General features: G+C 64.7%; 25 protein-coding genes. 6 read left to right on the top strand and 19 right to left on the bottom strand.

The annotated features are described in order from the left end of the window. Positions 1 to 85: 85 nt before the first annotated feature. The gene (locus tag C8J98_RS03880; RefSeq protein ID WP_107911009.1) at positions 86 to 565 is read right to left on the bottom strand and encodes an Lrp/AsnC family transcriptional regulator; all 480 of its coding nucleotides are present in this window, start codon (positions 563 to 565) and stop codon (positions 86 to 88) included. A gap of 138 nt (positions 566 to 703) precedes the next feature. Between C8J98_RS03880 and phhA the strand changes: the two genes are divergently transcribed. Continuing rightward, positions 704 to 1,591 carry a phenylalanine 4-monooxygenase gene (gene phhA, locus C8J98_RS03885; RefSeq protein WP_107911011.1) on the top strand — a complete coding sequence of 296 codons (888 nt, stop codon included), beginning with the start codon at positions 704 to 706 and terminating at the stop codon, positions 1,589 to 1,591. 34 nt (positions 1,592 to 1,625) lie between these two features. Further along, positions 1,626 to 1,910 carry a hypothetical protein gene (locus C8J98_RS03890; RefSeq protein WP_107911012.1) on the top strand — a complete coding sequence of 95 codons (285 nt, stop codon included), beginning with the start codon at positions 1,626 to 1,628 and terminating at the stop codon, positions 1,908 to 1,910. 278 nt (positions 1,911 to 2,188) lie between these two features. Here C8J98_RS03890 and C8J98_RS03895 read toward each other — a convergent pair whose 3' ends face one another. From C8J98_RS03895 to C8J98_RS03920, 6 genes are all read right to left on the bottom strand, one after another. Further along, positions 2,189 to 2,896, bottom strand: coding sequence for an SGNH/GDSL hydrolase family protein (locus C8J98_RS03895; protein ID WP_107911014.1), 708 nt, complete (start codon positions 2,894 to 2,896; stop codon positions 2,189 to 2,191). 18 nt (positions 2,897 to 2,914) lie between these two features. Further along, positions 2,915 to 3,661 (bottom strand): RES family NAD+ phosphorylase, encoded by a 747-nt coding sequence (locus C8J98_RS03900; RefSeq protein WP_107911016.1) that lies wholly within the window; start codon positions 3,659 to 3,661, stop codon positions 2,915 to 2,917. Beyond that, a complete protein-coding gene (locus tag C8J98_RS03905) occupies positions 3,658 to 4,059 on the bottom strand; it encodes an MbcA/ParS/Xre antitoxin family protein (protein ID WP_107911018.1) in 402 nt (133 codons plus the stop codon). Before C8J98_RS03905 ends, C8J98_RS03900 begins: the two co-directional genes overlap by 4 nt. Before the next feature lie 168 nt (positions 4,060 to 4,227). Beyond that, on the bottom strand, positions 4,228 to 5,964 hold the full coding sequence (locus C8J98_RS03910) for a DUF885 family protein (protein WP_107911020.1): 1,737 nt from the start codon (positions 5,962 to 5,964) through the stop codon (positions 4,228 to 4,230). A 45-nt stretch (positions 5,965 to 6,009) separates the two neighbouring features. Continuing rightward, entirely contained in the window at positions 6,010 to 6,714 is a 705-nt protein-coding gene (locus C8J98_RS03915; RefSeq protein ID WP_107911022.1) for a YafY family protein, read from the bottom strand. Positions 6,715 to 6,783: 69 nt separating this feature from the next. Next, entirely contained in the window at positions 6,784 to 7,422 is a 639-nt protein-coding gene (locus C8J98_RS03920) for a glutathione S-transferase family protein (protein WP_107911024.1), read from the bottom strand. A 316-nt stretch (positions 7,423 to 7,738) separates the two neighbouring features. Between C8J98_RS03920 and C8J98_RS03930 the strand changes: the two genes are divergently transcribed. Both C8J98_RS03930 and C8J98_RS03935 read left to right on the top strand, forming a co-directional pair. Next, positions 7,739 to 8,764 carry a class 1 fructose-bisphosphatase gene (locus tag C8J98_RS03930; protein WP_199229790.1) on the top strand — a complete coding sequence of 342 codons (1,026 nt, stop codon included), beginning with the start codon at positions 7,739 to 7,741 and terminating at the stop codon, positions 8,762 to 8,764. A gap of 106 nt (positions 8,765 to 8,870) precedes the next feature. Then, positions 8,871 to 9,791: a patatin-like phospholipase family protein gene (locus C8J98_RS03935; protein WP_107911030.1), complete on the top strand. Its 921-nt coding sequence runs from the start codon at positions 8,871 to 8,873 to the stop codon at positions 9,789 to 9,791. A 730-nt stretch (positions 9,792 to 10,521) separates the two neighbouring features. On the opposite strand, the gene C8J98_RS03940 is transcribed toward C8J98_RS03935, so the two are convergent. From C8J98_RS03940 to C8J98_RS03955, 4 genes are all read right to left on the bottom strand, one after another. After that, positions 10,522 to 11,826: a cytochrome c gene (locus tag C8J98_RS03940; RefSeq protein WP_107911032.1), complete on the bottom strand. Its 1,305-nt coding sequence runs from the start codon at positions 11,824 to 11,826 to the stop codon at positions 10,522 to 10,524. Next, on the bottom strand, positions 11,823 to 14,096 hold the full coding sequence (locus tag C8J98_RS03945; protein ID WP_107911034.1) for a molybdopterin cofactor-binding domain-containing protein: 2,274 nt from the start codon (positions 14,094 to 14,096) through the stop codon (positions 11,823 to 11,825). The genes C8J98_RS03940 and C8J98_RS03945 overlap by 4 nt, the downstream gene beginning before the upstream one ends. Beyond that, positions 14,093 to 14,587: a (2Fe-2S)-binding protein gene (locus C8J98_RS03950; RefSeq protein ID WP_107911035.1), complete on the bottom strand. Its 495-nt coding sequence runs from the start codon at positions 14,585 to 14,587 to the stop codon at positions 14,093 to 14,095. The genes C8J98_RS03945 and C8J98_RS03950 overlap by 4 nt, the downstream gene beginning before the upstream one ends. 182 nt (positions 14,588 to 14,769) lie before the next feature. Continuing rightward, positions 14,770 to 15,354: a TetR/AcrR family transcriptional regulator gene (locus tag C8J98_RS03955; protein WP_107911037.1), complete on the bottom strand. Its 585-nt coding sequence runs from the start codon at positions 15,352 to 15,354 to the stop codon at positions 14,770 to 14,772. Positions 15,355 to 15,633: 279 nt separating this feature from the next. Here C8J98_RS03955 and C8J98_RS03960 point away from each other — a divergent pair, with 279 nt between their 5' ends. Next, a complete protein-coding gene (locus tag C8J98_RS03960) occupies positions 15,634 to 17,049 on the top strand; it encodes a glycoside hydrolase family 19 protein (protein WP_107911182.1) in 1,416 nt (471 codons plus the stop codon). Between the two features lie 80 nt (positions 17,050 to 17,129). Here C8J98_RS03960 and C8J98_RS03965 read toward each other — a convergent pair whose 3' ends face one another. Beyond that, the gene (locus C8J98_RS03965) at positions 17,130 to 18,065 is read right to left on the bottom strand and encodes a LysR family transcriptional regulator (RefSeq protein WP_107911039.1); all 936 of its coding nucleotides are present in this window, start codon (positions 18,063 to 18,065) and stop codon (positions 17,130 to 17,132) included. Between the two features lie 112 nt (positions 18,066 to 18,177). On the opposite strand from C8J98_RS03965, the gene C8J98_RS03970 reads away from it, so the two are divergent. Then, a complete protein-coding gene (locus C8J98_RS03970) occupies positions 18,178 to 19,179 on the top strand; it encodes a zinc-dependent alcohol dehydrogenase family protein (RefSeq protein WP_107911041.1) in 1,002 nt (333 codons plus the stop codon). Between the two features lie 20 nt (positions 19,180 to 19,199). Here C8J98_RS03970 and C8J98_RS03975 read toward each other — a convergent pair whose 3' ends face one another. From C8J98_RS03975 to C8J98_RS04005, 7 genes are all read right to left on the bottom strand, one after another. After that, positions 19,200 to 20,189, bottom strand: coding sequence for a glycoside hydrolase family 43 protein (locus C8J98_RS03975; protein WP_107911043.1), 990 nt, complete (start codon positions 20,187 to 20,189; stop codon positions 19,200 to 19,202). Positions 20,190 to 20,325: 136 nt separating this feature from the next. Then, positions 20,326 to 21,195 (bottom strand): alpha/beta hydrolase-fold protein, encoded by an 870-nt coding sequence (locus C8J98_RS03980; protein WP_107911045.1) that lies wholly within the window; start codon positions 21,193 to 21,195, stop codon positions 20,326 to 20,328. A 183-nt stretch (positions 21,196 to 21,378) separates the two neighbouring features. Further along, complete coding sequence (locus C8J98_RS03985) at positions 21,379 to 22,038, bottom strand: M24 family metallopeptidase (protein WP_233260095.1); 660 nt, start codon at positions 22,036 to 22,038, stop codon at positions 21,379 to 21,381. Positions 22,039 to 22,068: 30 nt separating this feature from the next. After that, complete coding sequence (locus tag C8J98_RS03990; RefSeq protein WP_107911046.1) at positions 22,069 to 22,650, bottom strand: TetR/AcrR family transcriptional regulator; 582 nt, start codon at positions 22,648 to 22,650, stop codon at positions 22,069 to 22,071. 3 nt (positions 22,651 to 22,653) lie between these two features. Continuing rightward, positions 22,654 to 24,111: an efflux transporter outer membrane subunit gene (locus C8J98_RS03995; RefSeq protein ID WP_107911048.1), complete on the bottom strand. Its 1,458-nt coding sequence runs from the start codon at positions 24,109 to 24,111 to the stop codon at positions 22,654 to 22,656. Next, positions 24,101 to 25,636 carry a DHA2 family efflux MFS transporter permease subunit gene (locus C8J98_RS04000; RefSeq protein WP_107911050.1) on the bottom strand — a complete coding sequence of 512 codons (1,536 nt, stop codon included), beginning with the start codon at positions 25,634 to 25,636 and terminating at the stop codon, positions 24,101 to 24,103. Before C8J98_RS04000 ends, C8J98_RS03995 begins: the two co-directional genes overlap by 11 nt. Next, a complete protein-coding gene (locus C8J98_RS04005; protein WP_233260096.1) occupies positions 25,633 to 26,646 on the bottom strand; it encodes an HlyD family secretion protein in 1,014 nt (337 codons plus the stop codon). Before C8J98_RS04005 ends, C8J98_RS04000 begins: the two co-directional genes overlap by 4 nt. Between the last annotated feature and the right edge of the window lie 331 nt (positions 26,647 to 26,977).

The raw sequence follows: 26,977 nt of genomic DNA on the forward strand, positions 1-26,977 counted from the left end.
ATCAAGAACACAAGATTAACGATGGGCGGCGTGCGCCGCTAGAGGAAGTTGTCTTTGTTCTTAAGACACGCGGGCTTGCGAGGCGCTAAACGGCGACGTTACCGAGTGGCAAGGCGGTCGAAGCCTTGACGGTCCGTAGGACGAAGCTCGTATTTACGTCGGCGACCCCTGCTGAGTTGAGCAGGCGATCGAGCAGAAAGCGTGAGAACCCGTCCAGATCGGCAACGTAGACCTGGAGCAGGTAATCCATGTCACCCGTCAGCGCGTAGCAGGACACCACTTCCTCCCACCCAGCTACCTGCTCGGTGAACCGGTCGATGGCTTCGGCCTCGTGCCGGGAGAGCTGCACCCGGACAAAAGCCTGCAGGCCGAGGCCCAGCACGCGCGGTTCCAGGTGGGCGCCGTAGCCGGCGATCACACCGTCGGCTTCGAGTTTCTGCACACGGCGCAGGCAGGCCGAGGGAGAGAGGTTCACCTCCGTAGCCAGCTCGGCGTTGGTAATCCGGCCATTTGTCTGCAGGGTGGCGAGGATGCGCAGGTCCGTGCGGTCCAGAGTGGTTTGCATGATTGTGCTGCCGTTACTCCTGAAGACGCCATATTGTTGCATGAAGAGTTGCTCGACGCGCAACAACACAAGCCCATTGCGCCCCAGGCCCGCTAAGCTGGTGTCCTACCCACCCAGCCCGCCCCAAGGAGGCCCGCCATGGACACCCCCCGTCGCGTCGAACACCAGCAGACCGACCGTGGCTACGTGCCCGTTTATGCGACCGGCACCGTGGAGCAGCCGTGGGAGAGCTATTCGAAGACGGATCACGAGGTCTGGGACACGCTCTACAAGCGCCAGCGTGAGCTGCTGCCTGCCTATGCCTGCCAGGAGTTCCTCGATGGCGTGAAGCGTTTCGGCCTGGGTGATGGCGGCATTCCGCGGTTTTCCGACCTGAACAAGGTGCTGGGTGAAACCACGGGCTGGGAAGTGGTGGCCGTGGAAGGCCTGCTGCCGGACGAAGTTTTCTTCGATCACCTGGCCAACCGTCGTTTTCCGGTCAGCTGGTGGATCCGCAAGCCGGACCAGCTCGACTACCTGTCCGAGCCCGACCTGTTCCATGACCTGTTCGGCCATGTGCCGCTGCTGCTCAACCCCGTCTTCGCCGACTACATGCAGGCGTACGGCAAAGGCGGCATGAAGGCTCACGCCATCGGGCCCGAAGCGCTGATGAACCTGACCCGCCTCTACTGGTACACGGTGGAGTTCGGCCTCATCAAGACGGACAAGGGCTTGCGCATCTACGGGGCCGGCATCGTCAGCTCCAAGGGCGAATCGATCTATTCAATCGACTCGACGGCGCCGAACCGCATCGGGTTCGACCTGGAGCGCGTGATGAACACCCGCTACAGGATCGACACCTTCCAGCAGACGTACTTCGTCATCGACGACTTCGCCCAGCTGTTCGATGCGACCCGTCCGGACTTCACGCCGATCTACGAGAAGCTCGGCCAGAGCACGGCGGTGGCGGCTGGCGATGTTGTTCCGACGGATAAAGTCTTCCATCGGGGCAGCCGCGAGGGCTTCGCTTCAGGCGCAGACAACTGAATCCCAACGGTTGCCTAACGAATGGGCCTCTACGATGGACTTACTTTCCGCTGAACAGGGTGTGTCCATCGTGGTCGTCTTCGATATTCCGTTCGAGTCCGTGGGCCCGGGTCTCTGGCTGTTGCAGAAGAACGAGACCGAATATGGCGAGTTCTGCTCGCGCGATGACGCCCTGGAATGCGCAGTGAGCGAGGCCCGTCGGATCGAGCAGGCGAATGCGCTCTCCGACATCGTTCTGAATATTGAAGGAAATGACGGCCGCTGGCGCGCCTTCGATACGTCTATCCGGCCTTACGCGAGTCGTACGCGTACGGTCTGATCCAAACCAAATGTGTGTGCCCTTGCGGGCGGGTGGGTCGAGAGACTTGCCCGCCCGTTGCTTTATGGGGGACTGCTCTGGCTCCCACATCCTACAGACGGGCAAAATAAAACCCCGGCAGCCAGGGGAGGAGCTGCCGGGGTCGGTGTCGGGTCCAGGCTATCAGGGGAAATAGCGGGACCCGGGACAGAAGGACCAATGACATCCGGTCGTCTGACAACAGGTCGCCTCTCGGCGATCACAGACTTAGATAAGGGCGATCGCGTGAAGTTCCCGCATTACGGGGTAGGCGCGTTTTGCCTACGTTTATCTTCGGCTGCCATCGCGTGCTCGGCGAGCCACGGCGCCACCTGTGCAACCCACAGTGCGTAGCCCTTCGCGTTCATATGTAACCCATCTTCGATGAACAGATCCGGTTTAGGCTGACCCTGCGCGTCGAGCATCGCGGGCACGACATCGAGAAACGCTACGTTCTTCTGGGTCATCGCCCACTGCCGAATCAGCCTGTCGGCCTGGAGGATGTTCGCCAGCAGGGCCACGCGAGCGACACTCGGCTTGATCGCGATGAAGGCGATGGGCAAGTCGGGCTGGTCCTGCCGTACCTTTTTGACGAAAGCGGCGAAGTCGTCGCGAACCTGTTCGGGTGAGTCGCCGCCCTGGAGGTCATTGTCGCCGGCGTAAATCACCAGCGCCGACGGGTGGTAAGGCGCCACGATACGGTCAGCGAACGCCGTGGAATCATCGAGGTCGGAGCCGCCGAAGCCGCGATTGATCACGCGATAGCCCGGAAAGTCCGTCTCCAGCGTCTTCCAGAAGCGGATCGACGAACTGCCGATGAAAAGCACGGCGTTAGCAGGCGGCGGATTGGCCTTGTCCGATACCTCGAAGGCCTGGATGTCCGCGTTCCATTTACCGTGGTCGGCATCTCTTGCAACGGCGCCGAAGGAAATAACGAGAAGGGTGAGGAGTATCGTCAGGCGTGTCATCTGAAATACCGTAACCGCTTACGGTCTACGAGGTAAACCCTGACGCTCGACGGGCGTGACCTTCAGCACTGCTTCGACGCGCGTGCCGTTCCAACGATAAATGAGGTGTTCTGCCTGCACGCACGGCGCCACGAGATCGGGGTAGAACAAGGCAACGCACTCGCCTCCTTCATGGCGCGCGCTGTCGTAGACGATACCGTTTGAGCCGTCATCGCGAAGGGCGCGGGCGAGCTTCACGCTCGCCGTGTAGGAGTCGGGATCGTGCTCGGCCGTCCAGCCTCCGCGGATGTCATGCAGTTTTCCTGCGATAGCTGTCTTGTAGCAGCGCACCTGAACGTCAGTAGGCGGCTCATGCGTCGCAGCAAGGAAAGCCTCGCGGTGAAAAACGGTTTCTTCGATGGCCGTGGGCACGCTGTGCGCCGCGTAGAACACGCCCCAGTGACCGTCGGAGAAACGGCTGCCCTCGGGCAGGATGTGCGCAAACGCCGCCATGATCGGCGTGGTGCCCGGCCCTGAGACGCGACGCGACGCAGGTACCAGGCTCAGCGCGCCGATTTCGTCACGCAGGCGTGGATTGGTCAGCGACTCGATCGCCATCACCGCGTCGATGTCCTTCGGCTCGGCAATGCGGTCGAAGAGTCCCACCGGCGGAAACCGGCTGGGGACGATGCGGTAGGCGTGGGTCCAGCGGATGCGGCGGAGGGGGGGTAGTGGCGAGCACCCATCGCCGCTGAAGCGGCTCCCACTGGGGGGCGTGGTGCTCATCCGTTCCAGCCGCGCTGGGCGTCCAGATACTGGCGGACGACATAGAGGTCGGCGACGTTGCCCGAGAGCATGCGGTCCAGGGCCGGACGGCCGCCGAACAAGGAGGCGTCGTTGGGCTTACGCAGCCACGCATCGGCCTGGGCGGGGTCGGGAAAGAGAATTTGCAGGTCCTTCCAGATACCGAGCAGGTAACTGATTCGCTCGATGACATCTCGCGAGGGCGTGCCGTCCTGCTGCTTCTTCCACTTGAAATACGTGGATTCGGGTGGGTCACCGAGCAGGGTGCGCTGCTCGGTGACCCGGAGTTTCCAGCGCTCGGCCAGGGCGAAGAAGGCCCGGAGCGCGGGGCCACCGAGGTCGCCGGTGGGTGTGGGTTCGGCGTGGATGACTGAGTGCATCGTTGCTCTACCTGTGGAGTTATTCTGCAATATACCCTATATGTGGATAAGCGTCACGGAAACGCCGGCCGATGTATGCACTGCTTCATGTGGGAGCCGGCTATGCCGGCGATGGGGGGTGCCGCGACCTGGCCATCGCCGCTGAAGCGGCTCCTACATGAAAGAACCCTATTTTTTGCCGGCGATCCAGGCGTCTACGTGTTGCTCGAGGACCGGCAGGGGCACCGAGCCCAGGGCGAGCACGGTGTCGTGGAAAGCGCGCAGGTCGAATTTCTCGCCCAGTTGCGCTTCGGCGCGCTCGCGCAGCTCACGGATCTTCAGATAGCCCAGCTCGTAAGACAGCGCCTGACCGGGCCAACTGATGTAGCGATCCACTTCGTTGGCGATCTCGCGCTGGCTCAAGGCTGTGTTCTGCGTGAGGTAGTCGATCGCCTGCTGGCGCGTCCAGCCGAGGTGGTGGATGCCGGTGTCCACCACGAGACGGCAGGCACGCCACATCTGGTAGGTCAGGTAACCGAAGTGTTCGTAGGGCGTGTGGTAGATGCCCATCTCTTCGCCCAGGTACTCCGAGTAGAGCGCCCAGCCCTCGCCGTAAGCCGAGATGTAGCCATCACGACGGAACGGCGGCAAGCCCTCCTGCTCGGCGGAGAGCGCCAGCTGCAGCGCATGGCCCGGCATGGATTCGTGCAGGGTCAAGGCAGGCATGTTGAACAGCGGACGCGACGGCAGGTCGTAGGTGTTGACCAGATAGACGTCCGCACCGCCGCGCCCCGAGGTGTAATACGGCGCGATATCCGCCGGCACCGGTTCGATGGCGAAGCGCTGGCGCGGCAACAGGCCGAAATACTTGCCCAGCTTGCCATCCACCTGCTTGGCCACCCACGCCGTGCGCATGAGCAGCTCATCCGGCGTCTTCGCGTAGAACTGGGGATCCGTGCGCAGGAACTGCAGGAAGGCCGGGAAGTCGCCCTTGAAACCGGTGGTCGTCATGGTCTCGAGCATGGCTTCGTGGATCTTCGCCACCTCACGCAAGCCGATGGCGTGGATCTCGTCGGGCGAAAGATTCAGCGTGGTGTATTCGCGAATCTGCTGGCGGTAGTAGGCCTTGCCGTCCGGCAGCGATTCCGCGGCCAGCGTGGGCCGCGCTTTGGGCACGTACTCGGTGCGGAAGAAGGTCAGCAGCTTGCCGTAGGCGGGAATGACGCCCTGGGCGATCGCCGTTCGTGCTTCGGCGCGAAGCGCTTCGGCGTCCTTGGCCGGCATCGACTTCGGCAGCGTCTTGAACGGCTTGTAGAGCGCGCTGTCTTCCGGGTTCTTCAGCTGGGCCACCGCAGCGATCGACACGTCGCGGCCGTCGAGCACCTCGCGCGGCACGGTGAAGCCGCGCGCGAGGCCCAGGCGCATATTGGCGATCTCCTGGTCCATATAGGCGGGGATCTGGCGCACGCGTTCGATGTAGTGCTGGTAGTCCTCGCGCGTACGCAGGTCGTCGCCGTGCAGCACATAGCCGACATCGGACCAGAACGCGGAGTCGCTGTTGAAGGGCATCTGCCACTGCGCGAAGCGCTGTGCGGCCGCGAGGTTGGTGATCTGTTCGTGGTACACCGCGTAGTCCACGCGCACGGTGCCGCTGAGGCTATGCGGATCGATACGATCCAGTTGCGCCAGGACGTCGTTCCAGTAAACGAGGCGCCTGGCCTGGCTGGCGGCGTCCACCGTGTCCAGCCGTCCGTCGCCGGGCTGCGCCTCGCCCGAGGTAAGGATGCCCGCCTGCCCGTTGCGCCAGCTCCATTCCTTCGTATAGATGCCCTTGAAGGCTTCGTCCGGCGACGCCGTCTGCGTAGCGGCGTGGGCGGTAGCGGCGAACATACCGGCGAAGGCGATGGCGCGGATCCAGGGGGACATGCAGGAGACCGTTGGCGGGAAAACCCCGATCATCGCATTCCCGGATCATTCCAGTCCCGCGTAATGCCCTCGCATCGTGTCCAGGTAAGCCTGAAGGTCCCGCCCGGGTACGTCGGTAAACGTCTCGCCTTCATTCCGGCAATCTTCGATCCGATCCGGCCGGAAATTGCGAAACGCCTGGCGACGACGACACCAGGTACCCAGCGTCCACGCGCCGCCCCAGAACGAGAGGCATAGCGGCTCCACTTCCCGTGTGGACGTGCGCCCTTCAGCATCACGGTAGTCCAGGCAAAGCACGCAGTGCCCGGCGATGGCCGCGTGGAGGCGGTCGAGCATGGCGGCGACCTGGTTCTGGAAAGGATCGCGCCAGATCGGTGCGAAGATCTTCGATTGCGCCGAACGCTCGCGAAGATCGGGCGGCAACACGGCCTCGATCTTGATCAGGGCCGACTGCGCCTCGCGCGCCAACCGCTCACCGGCGAACGCGCGGACAAATCGCGTTCCGGCCACGAGGGCTTCCAGTTCGTCGGCGGTGAACATCAGCGGCGGAATGTCCGAGCCCTTGCGCAGGACATAACCGACTCCGGCCTCGCCTTCGATAGGGACGCCGGAGAGCTGCAGGTCGGCGACGTCGCGATAGACGGTGCGTAGCGAGACCTCGAGCGTGCTGGCCAGCTGTCGCGCGGGCAACGCCGTCCGCCGTCCGCGAAGGGCGTTGATGATGAGGAACAGGCGGTCGGCGCGGCGCATGGTCGAATCATCGCCTCCCGCGCGGGGCGCGGGAAGCGGCGAACGTCATGGCCACGCATATCCGGGGCCTCAGGCGACGGCCAGCGTCTGCGCGCGAGCCAGCGCAGCATCCTGCCCGGTGGCGCGGCAGATGGCCGGACGAGCCATCAGCCGCGCCACATAGGTCTCGAACACATCGCGACGCGGCACGATGCCGAAGCGCATGGTCCAGTCCAGGGCGCTGGCCCAGAGGATGTCCGCGGCGGTGAAACGGTCGCCGAACATCCACGGACCCGTCGCCAGCTGGGCCTCGATCATGTCGATGACGGTGTCGAAGTCGCCATACGGGCAGGTCGACGTGGGCGCCGGCTCGTGCTTCATGAAGCGATCCATCACCGCTGGCTCGAAGCAGGAGCCGTAGAAGGCCAGCCAGCGCAGGTAAGGACCGCGCAGCGGATCGCCGAGGCCAGGTGCGAGGCCGGCTTCGGGGAACAGGTCGGCGAGGTAGGTGAAGATCGCCGGCCGTTCGGTGACAAGGCCGCCGAGATGCTCGATGGCCGGCACCTTGCCCATCGGATTGACCTTCAGATAGGCCGGCTGGCGCTGCTCGCCCTCGATCAGGTTCATCACATGGATGTCGTACTGCGCACCAAGTTCTTCGAGCAGCATCAGCGTGCTTCCCGAACGGCTGTTGGGTGCGTGGTGGAACTTGATCCGACTGGCATTCATGCGTGCAATTCCCTTGTGGTCTTCGTGGATTTCCCGGAGCCCGGCCTGGCAGGAGCCGGCCGCCTCCGCATGACCGGCGGTCGGTCGGCATCGGGGGCGAACCGGTACTGCCCGTCCATCAGCAACCCCCGGCGCCCGAGTGGCGCGTAGAGCACGGCAAGACGATCGAGAAAGCGGTTCATGCGACTTCCCTCTCCGTTGCTTCGGTAGAGGGACAGTCTGCGCGGGGGCTACTGACAACGTTCTGTCAGCAGACCTCTGGCGCCATTCACCCGGCACCCGGACAATGCGTGGTTTCGCGCCTGAGTCTGTCCCGATGACGAAACCGATTTCATTGATCCAGTTCCTGATCGAGGAGAAGCGCGAGGGGCATATCAATGCCCAGCTCAGCCTCCTCATCGAGGTGGTGGCCCGCGCCTGCAAGCGCATTTCCGTGGCGACCGGCAAGGGCGCCCTCGGCGGCGTGCTCGGCAACGCCGGCTCGGACAACGTGCAGGGCGAAGCCCAGAAGAAACTGGACGTCATCTCCAACGAGATCCTGCTCGAGGCCAATGCCTGGGGCGGCCACCTCGCCGCCTGTGCTTCTGAAGAGATGGAAGATCCGCAGCCCATCCCGGATGCCTACCCCAAGGGCAACCACCTCCTCCTGTTCGATCCGCTCGACGGCTCGTCCAACATCGACGTGAACGTTTCGGTGGGTACGATCTTCTCGGTCCTGCGCTGCCCGGATGGCGTCACCGAGCCCAAGGTCCAGGACTTCCTCCAGCCGGGCACCGACCAGGTTGCCGCGGGCTATGTGGTCTACGGCCCGAGCACCGTGCTGGTGCTGACTTTCGGCCATGGCGTGCATGAGTTCACCCTCGACCGTGAACACGGCAGCTTCGTGCTGACCCGCCGGGGCATCACCATTCCTGAAGAGACGGCCGAGTTCGCCATCAACATGTCGAACCAGCGCCACTGGGAAGCACCCATGCAGCGTTACATCGGCGAACTGCTCGCCGGTTCGACCGGACCACGTGGGCGCGACTTCAACATGCGCTGGGTCGCCTCGATGGTGGCCGACGTGCATCGCATCATCACCCGGGGCGGCGTCTTCATCTATCCGCTGGACGCCAAGATCACCGCCAAGGGCGGCACCGGCAAGCTGCGCCTGATGTACGAAGCCAACCCCATGGCCTTTATCGTCGAACAGGCCGGTGGCGCCGCGACCACGGGCCGTGAGCCGATCATGAGCCTGCAGCCGACTGCCCTGCACCAGCGCGTCCCGGTGTTCCTGGGTTCAAAGCACGAAATCGAGATCGCCACGCGCTACCACGTGGAAGCCGACGACACCCGCGACTGAACCAACAGCCGGACGGCCTTTCGTCGCCCGGTTTCCGCCACTTACCTGTCATTCGTGCGCCGCGACGGTGCCCGATGATCCGCCAGCCCTCTCTCGGTTTGCCCCCATGACGCTTCGCGCCCGTACCTGGCTTCCGCTGGTTTTCACCACCCTGCTCACCGGCTGCTTCGGCGGCACGAAGCCGGATGCCCGCCTGGACAACGCGGTACCCGTGCTGGCGGCCAAGCCGCGCGTGGGGCTCGCGCTCGGTGGCGGCGCGGCCAAGGGCTTCGCCCATATCGGCGTGATCAAGATGCTGGAGGCCAGCGGCATCCACGCCGACGTGGTGTCCGGGACCAGCGCCGGCAGCGTGGTCGGCGTGCTTTATGCCAGCGGCATGGATGCCTTCCAGTTACAGGAAACCGCCTTCTCCCTGGATGAAGGCAAGATCCGCGATGTCCGCTTCTTTTCCGGCGGCATGGTGCAGGGCCAGAAACTGCAGGATTACGTCAACGACCTGCTGAAGAACACGCCGATCGAGAAGCTGCACACGCCGTTCGCGGCCGTGGCCACCGAACTGGAAACCGGCGAGCGGGCGATCTTCGTTCGCGGCAACGCCGGCCAGGCCGTGCGCGCATCGAGCAGCATCCCGGGTGTGTTCGAGCCGGTGGAAATCAACGGCAAGCATTTCGTCGACGGCGGCGTGGTCAGTCCCGTACCGGTGGATGCCGCGCGCCAGCTCGGCGCCGACATCGTGATCGCCGTGGACATTTCGGCACGCCCTGACGGCAGCAATCCCGCCGGCATGGTCGGCATCGTCGGCCAGTCGATCACCATCATGGGTCGCAAACTGGCCGAGCAGGAGCTTGGCCGCGCCGATATCGTGATCCGGCCGAAGGTCGGCCAGATCGGCCCGACTGACTTCGACCAGAAGAACGTCGCTATTCTCGAGGGCGAGCGGGCCGCGCTCGCCGCGATTCCGGCCATCAAGGCGAAGATCGCCGAGAAGGCGGCCGCCATGGGCAAGCCGCCGGTGCCGGCGCGCTGATCGGGTCTTTTTTAGGTTCATCGCGGAGTTCCGGGGACGTCGCTTCGGGCGTGGACGTAGGGGTGCAGAGTCTTCGGTGCCCACCCTCGCTGCTCAGACAGTCCTCCGCGTTCGGTGACGTGGCGGCGCAGAGCCTTCGGTGCCCACCCTCGCTGCTCAGACAGTCCTCCGCGTTTCGTACCGGAAAGGCCGCTGCGCGGCCCGTGTATCTATCTGGCCTACGGCCGCTCCACTTGTGCGGAACTCGCCTCGAGGGTGGGCACCGAAGGCTCTCCCGAGCCCTGAGGTTCGCGTGGGTCGAGCCAAAGCGCGCGGCAGCATCGTCAGCCGGCACGCCGGCACAGGTGCGAGGGACGAGATCGGCAACCGGGTACCAGCAGCCGCTTCCGCTTCGCCCCGGTGTCGGCAGCGGCCAGGGCCGACGACGGCACCACGCCACGGCTCTCATCGCACTCCACCGTATCGTCGTGAGAGGCCTTGGTGTCCACCCTCGAGGCGAGTTCCGCACAAGTGAGCGGCCGTAGGCTAAATAGATACATGGGCCGCGAAGCGGCCTTCCGCACCGAACGCGGAGGACTGTCTGAGCAGCGAGGGTGGGCACCAAGGTCTCCCCCGCGAGACGCCCAAGTGTAGAGAGCGAGGCCGAAGGCGAGCCATGCGCGAGGTGCGAAAGAATGCACGGGCTGAAAGCTGAGCGCCCGGGCCCCGGTAATCCGTGAAGAACCCTTTTTTAGAGGTCGCGCCGTTTAGCCACGTCCGCCGCGGTCACCTCGCCCTGCTTGCCGCCGAAGTGCCCGATGACGAAGTTGGCCAGTGCGGCCACTTCGGGATCGCTATAGCCGTGCCCGAAGGCCGGCATGTAAACGTCGGTATCGCCGATGCGCATCGTCACGCCGTGCAGGATGGCCTGGGTGACGTTGAGGCCCTTGGGATCGTTCACACCGCGCGTACCGGCAAGCCCCGCATACGGGGTCTGCTGCCCCGCTCCGTTCCATTGGTGACAGCTGGCGCAGGCGCCCTCGAACAGACGCCGACCGTCCGCGTTTTCACCTTCCACATCGCCACCCGGAGCGGCGGCATTCGACGCGACCACGGCTTTCGGCCTCGGATCGACCACGACCGGGTCGGTGCCTTCGCGCGCCGGCACCGTACGTAGCCAGGTCACCAGAGCCGCCGTGTCTTCAGGTGTGAGGAACTGCAGGCTGTGCGCGACCGCTTCGCCCATCGGGCCCATCGCCGACGCGTGACCTTCGGTGTGGCCGGTGCGCAGGTACTGGGTCAACGCTTCGTCGCTCCACTTGCCAATGCCGTGCGCTTCATTGGAGGTGATGTTCCAGGCACGCCAACCCTGCAGCTCTGCGCCGGCCAGCGCCTCGCCGTGTTTCAGACCGAAGCCCAGATTGCGTGGGGTGTGGCATTCGGCGCAGTGGCCCAGTGGCCCGGCCAGATAGGCGCCAGCGTTCCATTGCGGCGTGCGCGAGGGGTCGTTCTCGAAACGTTGGCTGCGGAAAAACACCGCGTTCCAGAAACCCATGGCCCAGCGTTGGTTGAAGGGAAAGCCCAGATCGTTAGGCCGTTCCGGCTGGCGCACCTTCGGCAGCGTGAACAGGTAAGCCTTGATCGCCAGCACGTCCGCCCGACTGAGCTGTGTGTAGGCGGTATACGGGAAGGCCGGATACAGATGCTTGCCGTCCTTGCGCACGCCTTCGCGTACGGCACGCACGAAGTCCTCGTCACTCCAGCCGCCTATGCCGGTCTCGATGTCCGCCGTGATGTTGGAGGAATAGATCGTGCCGAAAGGTAGCTTGAACGGCAGGCCACCGGCGAACGGTTTGCCGGTCTCCGGCACGGTGTGGCAAGCAATGCAGTCGGCGGCGCGGGCCAGGTATTCGCCGCGCGCTACCGGGTCGGCGTTCGCTGGCGCACCGACGATCAAGGGCGCCGTACCTGCGGCCGGATCCGTGCGATTGAGGATGAAGTACGCCACCGTGCCGATGATGAGGACGAGTACGACGAGGAGGAGAAGACGTTTCATGCGATGTCCCCCTTTCCGGTCCCGATGTCCACGACGTGTTTAAGCGCCTCGGCGGATTCCGCCAGCGACGTACGCGTCACCGGTAGCTCGGTGAGGCGTACGCTGGTTGCCGCGAATATGGCATTGGCCAGGGCGGGTGCGGCGATGGCCGTGCCGACCTCGCCGAGGCCACCGGGCGATTCGCCGCTGTTCACGGTAAACACCTCGATGGCCGGTGTCTCGTTGATGCGCAGCGAACGGTAGTCGTGGAAGTTGCTCTGCTCGATCATGCCGTCCTTGAGCGTGATGCCATTGAACATCGCCGCACTCAGTCCGAACAGCAGTCCGCCCTGCACCTGCGCCTGGATGGAACTGGGGTTGATGGCGATGCCGACATCCACGGCAACCACCGCGCGGCGCAGGCGCACCACGCCTTGCGCCGTCACCTCGACCTCGACGATCGCGCATACATGGCTGCCAAACGGCGATGCCACCGCGATGCCGCGACCGACACGTGCAGGTAACGGTTGGCTGCCCCAGCCAATCTTCTCCGCGGCAAGGTTCAGTACACCCAGGGGACGCGAACCGGGCTTCATCAGTGAGCGCCGATAGGCGAGCGGATCCTTGCCGGCGGTCTGCGCGAGGTGATCGATGAAGCTCTCGACGATAAACAGGTTGTGCGTGGGGCCGACGCCGCGCCACCAGCCGACGACCAGTCCGGGCGGCATCACGTGGTACACCCACTCCACGAGCACGTTGTCCATCTCATAGGGCAGGTCCGCCGCGGATTCGATGGCGTCGCTGTCCATGCCGTCCTTACCCAGGGCCGCCGGCAACCACCTTCCGAGCACGGTGCCGCTGGTGATGCGGTGCTTCCACGACGTAGGCTTGCCGTCGTCACCGAGGGTGGCCGAGATACGATCGAAGTAAAGCGGACGCACGCGATCGTGACGGATGTCCTCCTCGCGGCTCCAGATCACTTTCAGTGGATACGACACCTGTTTCGCAAAGGCCACCGCCTGTTCAACCTGATCGGTTTCCAGGCGGCGACCGAAGCCGCCGCCGAGATACTGGTTGTTGACCGTCACCGCCTCGAGTGGAATGCCGCAGATGCGTGCGGCTTCCTTCTGCACGCGCGTGGGCACCTGGGTGCCGGTCCAGATCTCACATTTGCCCGGCGTTACGTGCACGGTGGCGTTGAGAGGCTCCATCGGCGCATGCGCCAGCATCGGCGTGACGAAGGTCATTTCCACGGCCTTGCCGCCGGCGGCGGCCTCGCCTTTCGGCTTGCGTCCGACCAGTGCAGGTCCGTTGCGCGAGCTTTCCTGCAGCGCAGCGACCAGCGTGGCGGTATCGAGATGCTCGTTGACGCCGTGCCGCCATTCAATCTCCAGCGCATCCAGGCCACGCTGTGCGGCCCAGTAGTGCTCACCCACCACGGCAACCGCGTTGTCGAGCTTGATGACATCGACCACGCCGGGAATCGCGCGTGCCTTCGTGTCGCCGACGCTGCCGAGCGTGCCGGCCAGTTCGGGACTCGTACGCACGGCGGCGTACTTCATGCCAGGCACTTTCACGTCGATACCGAACTGCGTGCCGCCGTTGACCTTGTCGGGTGAATCCACACGGCGCAGCGGCTTGCCGATGACGGTGAAGTTCTTCGGGTCCTTCAACGTGACGGTCGCCGGCTGCGGGAGCTTGCCCGCCGCTTCAGCCACAGCGCCAAAGCCGAGCGTGCGTCCGGAGGGTACATGGGTGATCGTGGCGCGCGACACCGAGCAACTGGCGGCCTCGACCTGCCATTGCGCCGCCGCGGCGGCAATCAGCATCTCGCGCGCGACCGCACCCGCTTCGCGCAACGATTGCCATTGACCGCGGGTGCTCGTCGACCCGCCGGTGATCTGGCCGCCACCCAGCAGGGCAATACCGTAGAGCGCGTCGCTTGGAATCGAATGCTCGACCTTGATCTGGTCGAGACCGACGCCGAGCTCCTCGGCGAGCATCATCGAGATGCCGGTATAGATGGCCTGGCCCATTTCCGCGCTGGGCATCACCAGCCTCACGCTACCGTCGGCGTCGATGCGGATGAAGGCATTGGGCGCGAAGGGCGGGTTGCCGTCGGCAACGGCCGCGGCTTCGTCTGTCGGCTGCCGGCGTGGATTCATCTGCGCAAAAGCAGGCCCAAGGCCCGCGGTCCACAGGAAGGCGACCGCCAGCCCGCCACCGGCGAGCTTGAGCGCCCCGCGACGTCCTTCGTCGACGCCGTGCCCGCCACGAATGCGCGCGTTCATGCCGCGCTCCCGTCAACGATGACCTGGAGTCCCTGCGGTTGTCCGGTCGCGGCCTGCTTGATGGCCTCGCGAATGCGGACATAGGTGCCGCAACGGCAGATGTTGCCGGCCATCGCGGTGTCGATGTCGCGATCGGTGGGGTTCGGTGTGCGCGCCAGCAGTGCGGCCGCAGACATGATCTGCCCTGACTGGCAGTAGCCGCATTGCACGACATCGACAGCAAGCCAGGCCTGCTGCACCTTCGCGCCCTCCGGCGTCTGTCCGATGGCTTCGATCGTCGTCACGGCGCGGTCGCCGACGGCCGACACAGGCATCTGGCAGGAGCGAATGGGCTGGCCATCGATGTGCACCGTGCAGGCGCCGCACTGGGCGATGCCGCAGCCGAACTTGGTGCCAGTCAATCCGATCACGTCGCGCAACACCCAGAGCAGCGGCATATCGGGCGGGACATCTGCCTGACGTTCTTCGCCATTCACGCGCAAGGTAACCATGGTCTTTCCTCGGCTGGTGGGACGCGAGGGCCCCATTGGCTGACTCACAAACAGGCTGTCAGGTTACGCCGAATGTGGCCTCGCGCATGCCGCCGGAATCGACGTTTTTGGACAGAACCACCGCGATGTAGCCGCCAGGACGGGCGACGGCCGTGGGCCGGCCACCCATCCTGGCGCGCCGGTCAGCCGGCTTCGATCAGTTCCAGTGCGGACTGGCGACCGAGCGCCAGGATCTCGTCCGACAGTGCCGGTTCGGAGACGGCACGCGATAGCGACAGCGAACCGACCATCGAAGCGAATACCGCCATCGACAGCGTACGGCGGCGCTTGCCACGCACGGCATCCGGCAGTGTCCCTGCGATGACGTCCACCATCTCGCCGAAGCCCTCGGTGAAGGCGGCGCGCGTCTCCACAGGGCGACGACCCATCTCGGCCGATAGCGCGGCGGCGACGCAGCCGGTTTCCGGATGGTCGCGGTGCTCGACGGACAGATAGCCGTTGACCAGCGCCCGATAGCCCTCGCCCCGTGACGCCGCGATGCGCGCGGCCATCCGTTCGGCGGCGCTGCTGGCGCCGTTGGCGACACTCTCCCGGACGAGGTCTTCCTTCGATCCGAAGTGGTTGTAGAAACCACCCTGGGTCAGGCCGACATCGTTCATCAGACTGACGACGCCGACCGCATCGATACCGTCGGCGCGAAAACGTTCGGAGGCTGCCTCGACGATCTTCTGCCGAGTCAGCTCCTTGTGACCTTTCTCGTAACGCATGCTCACTTACTCCCTTTGGGGACGTCGTCCCCTGCCCGTGAGCCGATTGTAACCAATCCTTGCGGGTTGAAATGTCGAGCGTCATGGTGCGCCGCGGCGTAGCCGGATACGCACTGGATTTCACAGTTCTGATGAAAGTGACGGGCCAGCAGCGTCGGATGATCGACAACGGCGAAGAATCAGACATATCCGATGTGCTGCATGTGCGGCGACGGCTACGGTGGATGGGCGCCGTTACGGCGCTTCGATCGAACCTGACAACGCCGCATGGAGGCCATCATGAACATCCTGCATCACCGGGCAACCCGCCCCGCCCTCGCCTTGTTTTCCCTTGCCGTACCCGGTCTCTCGTTGGCACTCGAATACAGTCCGGCGCGCACGTATACCGAGAACTGCGTGGTCGCTTACAAGAATGACGTTTTCAGGGCCAAATGGTGGGTGGAGGCCGGCCATACGCCGGACGAAGTGGCCACTGCCCCGAATCCCTGGGACACGCCATGGGAGGTTGCCGCACAGGGATCGCCCACCGGCTGCCCTGGGGGAGATCCGGTCGATCCGGGCCATCCGGACCCGGGTGAGCCGGGCAAGGTATGGCTGAGTACCTTGCTCGCCGAGGAGGCGCGCCTGACCTCCGACCCGCTGATGACGGCCGTGCGCGCATCCATTCGCACGCTGGACAACGCAAGCGTGGAAGCCGTGGCGCCCCGGCGTACCGGCAACCCGCGGAACGTTCGACGCGTCGAAGCGATCATCGACGAATCGCGCTTCGAGTACCTGTTTCCGTTGCGGGCGCCCGAATATACCTATCGCGGCTTCCTTCAGGCCGTCGCCAAGTTCCCCGCCGTGTGCGACGACTACACCGATGGTCGGGACGCCGAAGCCATCTGCCGGAAGACGCTCGCGACGATGTTCGCGCACTTCGCCCAGGAAACCGGCGCTCACGAATCCTGGCGCCCGATCGAGGAGTTCCGTCAGGCACTCGCCTATGTGCGCGAGATGGGCTGGAACGAAGGCGCACGTGACGGCTACAACGGCGAGTGCAAGGTGGATGGCTGGATAGTCCAGACCTGGCCGTGCGGCAAGTATCCGGATGGTACGTATAAGAGCTACTTCGGTCGGGGTGCCAAGCAGCTGTCGTACAACTACAACTACGGCCCCTTCTCGGAGGCCATGTACGGTGATGTCGGCGCGTTGCTCGACGCGCCGGAACGGGTGGCCGATACGTGGCTCAACCTCGCCAGCGCCACATTCTTCTTCACCTACCCGCAGCCACCGAAGCCCTCGATGTTGCACGTGATCGACGGCACCTGGCAGCCCAACGATGCCGATCGCGCTGCCGGCCTGGTGCCAGGTTTCGGCGTGACCACACAGATCATCAACGGCGGCGTCGAATGCGGCGGTAGCGCGGAGCATGCGCAGTCGGCCAATCGCATTACTTATTACCGCGCGTTCGCCGCCACGCTCGGCGTGCCCGTGGCGGCCGATGAAGTACTTGGCTGTAAAGGGATGAAACAGTTTGCCGAAGGTGGTGCCGGGGCATTGCCTATCTACTGGGAAAACAACTGGACCGAGCAGGCCGGGTGCAAGCTGGTGGGTTACCAGACACCGTTCTCCGGGTTGAAGCCGGGTGACTATGTGAGCTGCGTGCGCAAGGCGTTTCCGAACGTGGAAATCGTCGACGATACTCGTGACTGATTCGACGTGACGGCAACCCTGCGGCCCGCCTTGTGGTCCACCCTGTGGTCCACCCTGTGGTCCACCCTGTGGGAGCCGCTTCAGCGGCGATGGGTGCTCGCGGCGCCCTGGCCCGCTGCCGCGGGATCGCCGGCACAGCCGGCTCCCACATAGCTGGCTCCTACATAGCTGGCTCCTACATAGCCGGCTCCCACAAGAAACACTTCGTCAATGAAGGCGCGCAGGCGCGGGAGATGTCGAAGGTCCCTGTGGTAGCCGAGCCATACGTCGCGACCGGGAGGTGATTCACCAAGATCGACGCGGCGGAGCCCCGGCGTCGCGTCGCCAAGTGGGCAGGGCAACACCGCGATACCCACGCCAAGCGCGCACGCGCGTGCCTGGGCTTCGCGGCTGTTGCTGCGAAACGCGACGTGTGTTCCCGGCATGCGCGCCTGCAGCCACGCCACGTCGGGCATGTCGCTGAATGCCGTGTCCATCGTGATGCGCTGGAGTGCCCCCGTATCGTCGAGCGTCGCCGCCGCGTAGGCGGCGTAGGGCATGTGAAGCAGCTTGCGCTGTGCGATGTCCGGCTCGTCGAACGGTGCGATACGAAAGACGAGATCTGCCTCGCGGCGCGCGAGGCTCAGCAATCGTGCATCCGTGACCAGTTCGATCGTCACAGCCGGATAGCGGTGATGCATCGCCGCGACGGCGTGCGTCAGCACGTGCGCGCCGAACCAGTCGGAAGACGACACGCGCAGGGTTCCCTCGATTTCGCCTGCGTGGCCGCTGGCGGCACGGGCGATGCCGAGGGCTTCCGATTCCATGCGCTCGGCATGCGCCAGGACGGCCGCACCTTCATCCGTGAGGACGAAACCCACGCTGGTTCGCTGGAACAGGGTCTGGCCAAGGTCCGCCTCGAGCGCACGGATGCGCCGGCCCATGGTCGGTTGGGCCTGGCCAAGCTCGCGCCCGGCGGCGCCGAGCGTGCCGCCGCGTGCCACCGCCAGAAAAACGCGCAGGTCGCTCCATTCCATGCTGCATCATGCATTTATGCATGCATGCCGTGCAATCCTGGGCATTCTCCATGCGTGATTGAAGGACTAACGTAGTGACCAAGGACGACACCGTCGCCCATAAGAGCCCGTCATGACCACCTCCCACCCGATGTCCGCCCTGCGCCTCGACGCGCCGGGTAGCCCGCTGGTCCTGACCCAGCTTCCGCGCCCGGTTGCGGGCCCCGGCGACGTCCTCGTCCGTGTCCGGGCCGCCGGACTCAACCCGCTGGACACGAAGATCCGCGCCGGCCAGGCCGCGCATGCCCGACAACCGGCACCGGCCGTGCTGGGCATCGATATGTCGGGGACGGTCGAAGCGGTGGGCGATGGCGTCGAAGGCTTCGCGCCGGGCGACGCCGTCTACGGCATGATCGGCGGCGTCGGTGGTGTGCAGGGCTCGCTCGCTGAATTTGCGAGCGTCGACGCACGGTTGCTTGCTCGCGCTCCTTCCCGTATCCCCCTCGCTGATGCTGCGGCCATCCCGCTGGGCTTCATCACCGCCTGGGAAGGCCTGGTCGACCGCGCCAAGCTGCAAGCTGGGCAGTTGGTGCTAGTGCACGGTGGCGCGGGCGGTGTCGGCAGCATGGCGATCCAGCTGGCGGTGGCGCTTGGTGCCCGCGTCGTCGCGACCGGCAGCGCTGCCCAGCTGGCAACCATCACGGCCATGGGCGCAACTGCCGTTGACCGGCACGTCGATGACATCGAGGCGATCGTCCGTAAGTACACGAACGGCGAGGGGTTCGACGTCGTTTACGACACCCTCGGTGGCGCGACGCTCGACGCCTCTTTCATCGCCGCGCGACCTTACGGCGGCCACGTGGTTAGCAGCCTCGGTTGGGGTACGCACTCGCTCGCGCCGTTGTCCTTCCGCTCGGCGACGTACTCAGGTGTGTTCACCCTGACGCCGCTGCTCACGGGCAACGGGCGCGAGCAGCATGGACGCATCATGGCCGAAGCGACGCGCCTCGCCGATGCAGGCAAACTGGTGCCCGTGTTGTCCTCCCAGCGCTTTCGGCTCGCTGACGGCAATGCCGCCCTCGACCTGGTCGAGAGCGGCCGTTCCGCCGGAAAGGTGATCGTCACCCTTCCCTGAGTCGATCAGCACGGGGCCGATCAGCGCAGGGCAATCGCCTTGACACCTTCGTTGGTCATCTTGACCGGGAGGATGCTGCCGTCCTTGGCGAACGACATGACGTCGATGGACGTCACGCGATCGTTGCCCTTGGTGTCGCCGAGGGGATGCCGGTGGTAGACGATGTACCAGCTGTCGTCCCTGGCGACGTGGAACACCGAGTGATGGCCGGCCCCGGTGGCGATTCTCGGGTCCTGCTTGAGGATCGTGCCCATGCGCTTGAACGGGCCCATCGGTGAATCGCCGATCGCATAGGCGACGGAATAGTTGGGACCGGTCCAGCCGCCTTCCGACCACATGAAGTAGTAGTGCCCGTCGCGCTTGAACATCAACGGGCCTTCGACATACTCCGGCCCGGGTGTGATCTCCTTGAACACCGTGCCATCGGCCATCGGCTCGACGCCGGTGAAGTCCGACTTCAGCTTGACGATGTTCGCGTGTTTCCAGCCGCCGTAGATCATGTAGTACGTACCGTCGTCGTCACGAAAGACGAACTGGTCGATCGGTTGCGCGCCGTTGTGGAAGGCGCCGACCAGTGGTTTGCCTAGCAAGTCTTTAAACGGCCCCTCGGGCTTGTCGGCCACGGCCACGCCGATGCCGCCCACTTCCTTGTCATTCTGGATGTCGTTGGCGGCGAAGAAGAAATAGTACTTGCCGTCCTTCTCGACCAGGGCCGGCGCCCAGAGCGCTTTCTTCGCCCAGGGAATCGCCTTTATCTCGAGCACGTCGGCATGTTTCGTCCAATGGACGAGATCGGGCGACGAGAACGCGTCGAAATGGGTCTGCTCGCTGTACGCGAGCGACGTGGTCGGATAGATCCAGTACTGGTTGCCGAAGATGGCGGCTTCCGGATCGGCGTACCAACCGGGAAACACGGGGTTACCCGAGTAACCGGGAGGGGGCGCCGCCAGCGCATTCGTGGAGAGCAGCGCGGCCAGTGCCGCGCTCCCAAGCAACTTGCGAAACCCCATCGCGATCTCCGGTTCGACATTAACGAACGTTCGATCCTAACGGGTCTGGCCATCCAAAGGGAACGACGGCGTATCAGAACCGGTAACGTGCCGTTGATACACCGCAATGCCGATTTTTCGCAGATCGATGTGCGACTTACCTCTGTAGGTCCCGCTTGCCCGGCAACGCCCAGAGCAGTCCCCGCGTGATGACCGCAGGAAACACGGTGAGGTGATCTTCGTCCGGAATGGTCGTCATCTGGATATGCAGCCCGGGATATCGCTTCGCCTTGAGCTCGTCCATGAAACGGCGCGCATTGCGCACCATGTCGACGCTGCGGTTGAAGCGCGGATCACGCGCCGACGGTTCGACGGTCTCGTAGGCACCGAGCACCATCAGCACATTGGCCGGCATGTCTTTCAGCGTCGACGTGGCCTTGTGCATGCGTGCGAACTCGACCTGGCGATCGAACTGCAGGGACGGGCTTCCGAGAATGTAGTACTGGAACATGTCCGGCTGTGCGATGAGCATGTCGAGGCCCAGGAGACCGCCGTAAGAGTGACCGGCGTAGATCTTCCGGCTCATGTCAGCGCGGTAGTTCGCCGCGACCAGGGGGAAGACCTGATCCTTGATGAAGCGGCGATAGATGTCGCTCTCGCCATAGACCACCGGACGCCCCGGCATATCGGAAACGGCATCTGAGCTGCCGTGCGGCGTCGGGGTGTAATCGCGTCGACGGCTGTACTCGGGCGTGTCGCCGACGGCGTATGCGAGGCCAACGAGGATAAAGTCCTCGGTGCCGTCACCGTGATCGCCGACGCGTCGGCCGATGCTGCGAATCAACGGAAAAGCGTAGTTGGCATCAGTCACGAAGATGACCGGGTACCGCCGATTCGGGTCCTTCCTGTAAGAAGGCGGGAGGCTGACGAGGACCTGATAGTCGCGGCCAGTTCCATCGGCACGCAGCGTGCGGACTTCGGTGTCGTCCAGCGCGTAGGGCGGAGGCGCCGGTGGTTCGGTCGGCATCGGAGCTGCCTGGACTCTCGCAGCGGCAGCCGGGCCTTCAGGTGACGCCTTCGAGCACGCGGCCCCGAGAAAACCCAGGCAGACAACACATGCCAGAAGAAACGCTCTACTAACTCGATCCATCCTTGGTGCCTCGCGTCGGGACAAACCCCGATTGACGCACGACACCGACAAAATCGCCAGTCACGCTATCAGCAGGTCTTCGTAGAACGCCCCGATCGGCAAGGTCGGATGCGCGATCTGGATCTCCAGGATCCATAGTCCCGGTACGGGCACGGCGTCGAAACCACCGAGCGCGCCGGCCTTGTGCACGGCGTGCGGATAGTCGCCGACCCGATGCCCCTTGGTAGCGTGGTTGAGGCGCCAGCCCATGGCCTCGGCTTCGGCACTGGCGTAGTCATACAGGGCCACGCCCGTCACGCCTTCGCGCCATCGCGCCGCCGTACGCGCGAAGAGCTCGCGTGACGCTTCCGAGCAGGCGTGCATCATCGAATCGTCGCCGACCACGAAGGTATCGCCGACGTCGCCTTCGTGGCCGTCGAAGACCGGCCCCAGGTCGATGAAGAAGATGTCGTTCGCTGCGAGAACGGTATCCGGCGCGGAGCGCTGACGAAACGTCTTCAGCGTGTTGGCACCGAAGCGAATGATGCTCGGGTGCCAGATGCGCTGCATGCCGGCGGCGGCGAGGCGCTCACCAGCGAGATCGACGGCCTCAGGCTCGCTCATCCCCGCTGCAACGCGCGAGGCGATGTCACGCAAGGCCACCCATGATTGCTCGCGGGCACCGAGCATCTGCTCGAGGGAGAAACGCTTGCCGACGTTCTCGGCGGTGTCGACGGCCATGACGGGGTCCTGCTTTGGGTCAGGACCGCATTATCCCTCTTCGATGCCTGCCAGTTCGAGAGCCGCTCGTCGACCGGCCGCGAGCACTTCTTCCGACATGGCCGGATCATTGGTCGCGCGGGCGACCTGCATGGTGCCTGCCATCAGCCCGTACAGGGCGATGGCACGCGAACGTGCCTCGACCGCCGGAAGCGCCGGCCACTGCGTGGCGGCCAGATCGAGGAACTCGTTCACTCCTTCCGTGAAGGCCTCGCGCACCGGGTCGGAGTGGCGAGCCACCTCAGCGGCCACGGCCGACGAGGGGCAACCCAGGCCGGGGTTGTCACGGTGGCGGGTCGAGAAGTAGCTGCGAATGAGGCCGCCAAGTCCCTGCCCTGTGTCTATCCAATGCCGGAGCCGCGCCACGCGTTCCTTGAGCGCAGCGGTAACCGCCTCCCGGGCAAGGTCTTCCTTGGATTCGAAGTGGTTGTAGAAGGCTCCGTTGGTGAGGCCCGCCGCCGCCATCAGCGACTTCACGCCCTCGCCTTCGATGCCGTGTTCGCGAAAGCGGAAGGCGGCGGTCTCGACGATGCGCTGGCGGGTCTGGTCCTTGTGTTCCTTGTCGTAGCGCATGGCTCAGTGTTCCGTCGTGGCAACGTCATCGCGCGGCGCGTCCCAGCCACCGCCGAGGGCACGGAAGGCGGCGACGGCGGAACGCGCGTCGTTGGTATGGACCTGTGACAGCAGGTCACGCGAGGCGAGCAGCTGGCGGTCCTCGTCGAGCACTTCGATGAGGCTGATCGCGCCGCCCTTGTATGCGTCCTGCGCCGCGTCGCGGGCACGGGTGTGCGCGTCCACCTCGTCAGTCAGCAGCGCATGCTGGGCTTCGAGCTGGCTGAGGGACACGATGGCGTTTTCTACGTCTTCGGTCGCGCGCAGCATGGACCCGCGGTATTTAGCGAGCGCCTCGGCGTTGGCGCCCTTTGCCTGCTGTACCTCGGCATCGACCCGACCGAAGTCGAAGAGGCGCCAGTGCAGGCCAAGCGCACCCTGCGGCTGGAAGGCGACACCCGTAAGCAGGTGACCGCTGCCGAGCGTGCTGAAGCCAAGTAGCGCGGACAGCGACATCGAGGGGTAGTACTCGGACACCGCGACGCCGATGCGCGCGTTGCTGGCGGCCAGCGCGCGCTCTGCGGCGATCACGTCCGGCCGACGACGCAACAGTGCGGCCGGGCCACCCGCAGCGTCCACACCGGGTACCACGTAGGACCTTCCGGCCCCGCCGATTTCCGCCGCATAGGTTCCCGGCGCGGCGCCCATGAGCACGTCGAGGCGATTGAGCTGCGTCTCCAGTTCGATCCTAAGCGGCGGGATCGTCGCCCTTGCCTGCAGAAGCAATGCCTCGGACTGGGCGTTCTCGCGCGCCGTGCCGACACCATGTTCCGTGCGAATGCGAACCAGATCGACGAGGCCGGACTCGTTGCGGATCTGCTCTTCGGCGATAGTGATGCGTTCCTGTGCACCGCGCACGCGGAAGTAGGCGTCGGCAGCTTCAGCCGCCAGCGAGATACGCACACCCACATGCGTGGCTTCGGCGGCCTGGTACTCCGCGTCGGCGGCTTCGGCACCGCGGCGCAGACCGCCGGCGAGGTCCAGCTCCCAGCTGGCACCCGCACCGGCATCCTGAATCGTCTGGTTGCGGGTGTAGCCCGGGAAGGCGCTGGCGATCTTGCCCAGCGGGCTGCGTGTGGACTGGTGCTGCCGGGCGACGCTGCCGTCGAAGCTTCCGCTCGGCATGCGATCGGCCTGTGCGTGCGCCGCCGCCGCACGCGCCTGCTCTACCCGCGCCGTCGAAGCGGCGAGATCGAGGTTCTGTGCCATCACGCGATCGACGATGGTGACCAGTTCGGGATCGTTGAACCCTTTCCACCAGGCATCCAGCGATGGCGCCGGCGCGGCGACCTGGCGTGCGGCCAGGGCATCGGCCTCGTGCCACGTCGCGTGGGTGGCGATGTCCGGCCGTACGTAATCGGGCCCGACCGTGCATCCCGCGAGACCTACGGCGAACAAGGTAAAGATTAGTTTAGTGCGCATCGGCGGAGGGTCCTTTGGGCGGCTGCACCTTGCGCATCAACGGCACCATGACCGTCGCGATGACAAAGCACACCATGATGGAGAGGAAGGCGTCGCTGTAAGTCAGCGTCTGCGCCTCACGGAACGTCAGTTGCCAGAGCGATTGCAACGCAGCGGTGTAGTTCTCGGTATCCGCCGGGTTGGGCAGAAGGCTGTTCATCGCTTCGTTGGTCGGGGTCAGGTGTTCGGCAAGGCGATAGAAATGCAGGTTGGTGCGATCGCTGAGGATGGTTGCGCATCCGGCGATGCCCATCGCGCCACCGAGGTTGCGCATGAGGTTGAACAGACCGGACGCCTGCTTGAGCTTCGAAGGCAGCAGTCCACCCAGGGTGAGCGTCACCGTCGGCGGAATAGCCAGCTGCTGGCCCATGCCGCGAAGCGCCTGGGGAAGCAACAGCTCCGTACCACTCCAGTCGTGCGTGATCGGCGTGAACTCGAACATCGACACGGCGAACAGCGCCAGGCCTATCATCAGTAACCAACGCAGGTCCACGCGGTTGGCCAGCATCGAATAGATCGGAATGGTCAGGATCTGGAAGACGCCCGTGGAGAACACGGCCTTACCGATCTGCAATGCGCTGTAGCCTTCCACGCGCCCGAGGAATAGCGGCGTCAGGTAGATGGTCGCGAACAGACCGATGCCGGTGACGAAGGAGAAGAAGCAACCCAGCGCGAAGTTGCGGTCCTTGAGAGCACGAAGATCCACGACCGGGTGCTCGGCGGTAAGCCCACGCCAGACAAAGAGCACGCCGGAGATCAGGGTGATCCAGGCCGTGGTACGGATGGTCGAGTCCTGCATCCAGTTCCAGCGCGGGCCTTCTTCGAGCGTGTACTCGAGGCAGCCCAGAAAGGCGGCGATCAACGCGATGCCCAGCCAGTCGCCCACCTTGAGCAGGGAGAAATCGGCTTCATCGATCTTCACCAGCATCGGAACGGCAATCGTCACGAACGCGCCGGGAACCAGGTTGACGAAGAACAGCCAGTGCCAGGAATAGTGATCGGTGATCCAGCCGCCGAGTGTCGGTCCGAGGGTCGGCGCCAGCGAAGCAAGCGCGCCGATCGTCGCCGCCGCCACCACGCGGTTCTTTCCTTCGAAAAATACGAACGCGGTGGTGAACACCATCGGGATCATCGAGCCACCAAGGAAGCCCTGCGCGGCGCGAAACACGATCATGCTCTGGATGTCCCAGGCCAGGCCGCACAGCAGGCTGGTCAGGGTGAAGCCAGCGGCCGAGACGGCGAATAGCCAGCGTGTAGAGAACACGCGACTCAGCCAGCCGGAGAGCGGAATCACCACGATCTCGGCGATGAGATAGCTCGTCTGCACCCAGGCGGTATCGTCCGCCCCAGCCGAGAGGCCGCCGCCGATATCGCGCAATGAGGCGGACACGATCTGGATGTCGAGCAATGCGATGAACATGCCCAGGCACATGCTCGCGAATGCGAACACCTTCTGACCCTGGGTGAGATGAGCGATCGGGCTCATGGCGCTTTGGTATCGATCGTCGCGGTAACCGAAAGGCCCGGACGCAGCGTACCGAGGTCGCCGTCGTTACCGTCGAGAGTGACGCGGACCGGTACGCGCTGGACGATCTTGGTGAAGTTGCCGGTGGCGTTCTCCGGCGGCAGCACGCTGAACTGCGCGCCCGTGGCCGGTGCCAGACTGGTCACGTGGCCCTTGAAACTCTTGCCCGGCAGCACATCGGCGCGGACGTCGACCACCTGCCCCACGCTCATGCGGGCGAGCTGGTCTTCCTTGAAATTGGCATCCACCCAGAGACCATGCGCGGGTACGACGACGAGCATCTGGCTACCTGCCGCGGCATACGTCCCCACGCGCGCGCGACGATTGCCGATGACGCCGTCTACCGGCGCGCGCAGCTCGGTGTAGGAGAGATTCAACCGCGCGATATCTGCCTCGGCGTGTGCCTGGCTAAGTGCGGCTTCGACCTGGTGCTTCTGCGTGTCGATGACGTCCAGCTGGCGCTGCGCACCCTGGACCACCGCCGAAGCGCGATCGGTAGCCGCGTGGGCCGTCTGGAAGTCCGCCTGGGCGCGCTGTGCGCTTTCCACGGAGACGGCCGAGCGACCGGCGAGGTCACGGTAGCGCTGGTCGTCCAGTTTCGAGCGGTTCGCCTCGGCCTGGGCCGCCGACAGGCCGGCCTGGGCCTGCGCGATCACGCTGTGCTGCAACTGGGCCACCGCATCCAGGTTGCGCAACGACGCTTCCTGTGCCGCCACGGCCGCCTCGGCCTTTTCCAGCGCTGCCTTGTAATCGCGATCGTCGATCTTCACCAGGAGATCGCCCTTGTGGACGGCCTGGTTGTCGGTAACGGCAATGCCCTGGATGTACCCGGGCACCTTGGAGCCGATCACGGTGATGTCTCCGCCGACGTAGGCGTCATCGGTGTCCTCGATGAACCGCCCGGTCGTCCACCAATGAACTCCATACAGGCCGACGATCACGATGAGGCCAAGCAGGCCAATGATTTTCAAGCTCTTTTTTCGTCCGACGGCTTGGGGGACAGGCGTATCGATGACGGCGGCCACGGCGGTACCTGCTGGATAGTGAAATTACGAACGTACTTTTAATGAAGATGATATACGTAATCTCAAGGGCCCGGCGGGATTTTTTTTGGTTCATCGCGGAATTCCGGGGACGTCGAGTAGCGGCGCAGAGCCTTCGGCGCCCACCCTCGCTGCTCAGACAGTCCTCCGCGTTCGGTGACGTGGCGGCGCAGAGCCTTCGGTGCCCACCCTCGCTGCTCAGACAGTCCTCCGCGCTCGGTGCGGAAGACCGCTTCGCGGCCCATGTCTTATGTGGCCT

The organism is Luteibacter sp. OK325 (assembly GCF_003050935.1).
GTDB lineage: Bacteria > Pseudomonadota > Gammaproteobacteria > Xanthomonadales > Rhodanobacteraceae > Luteibacter.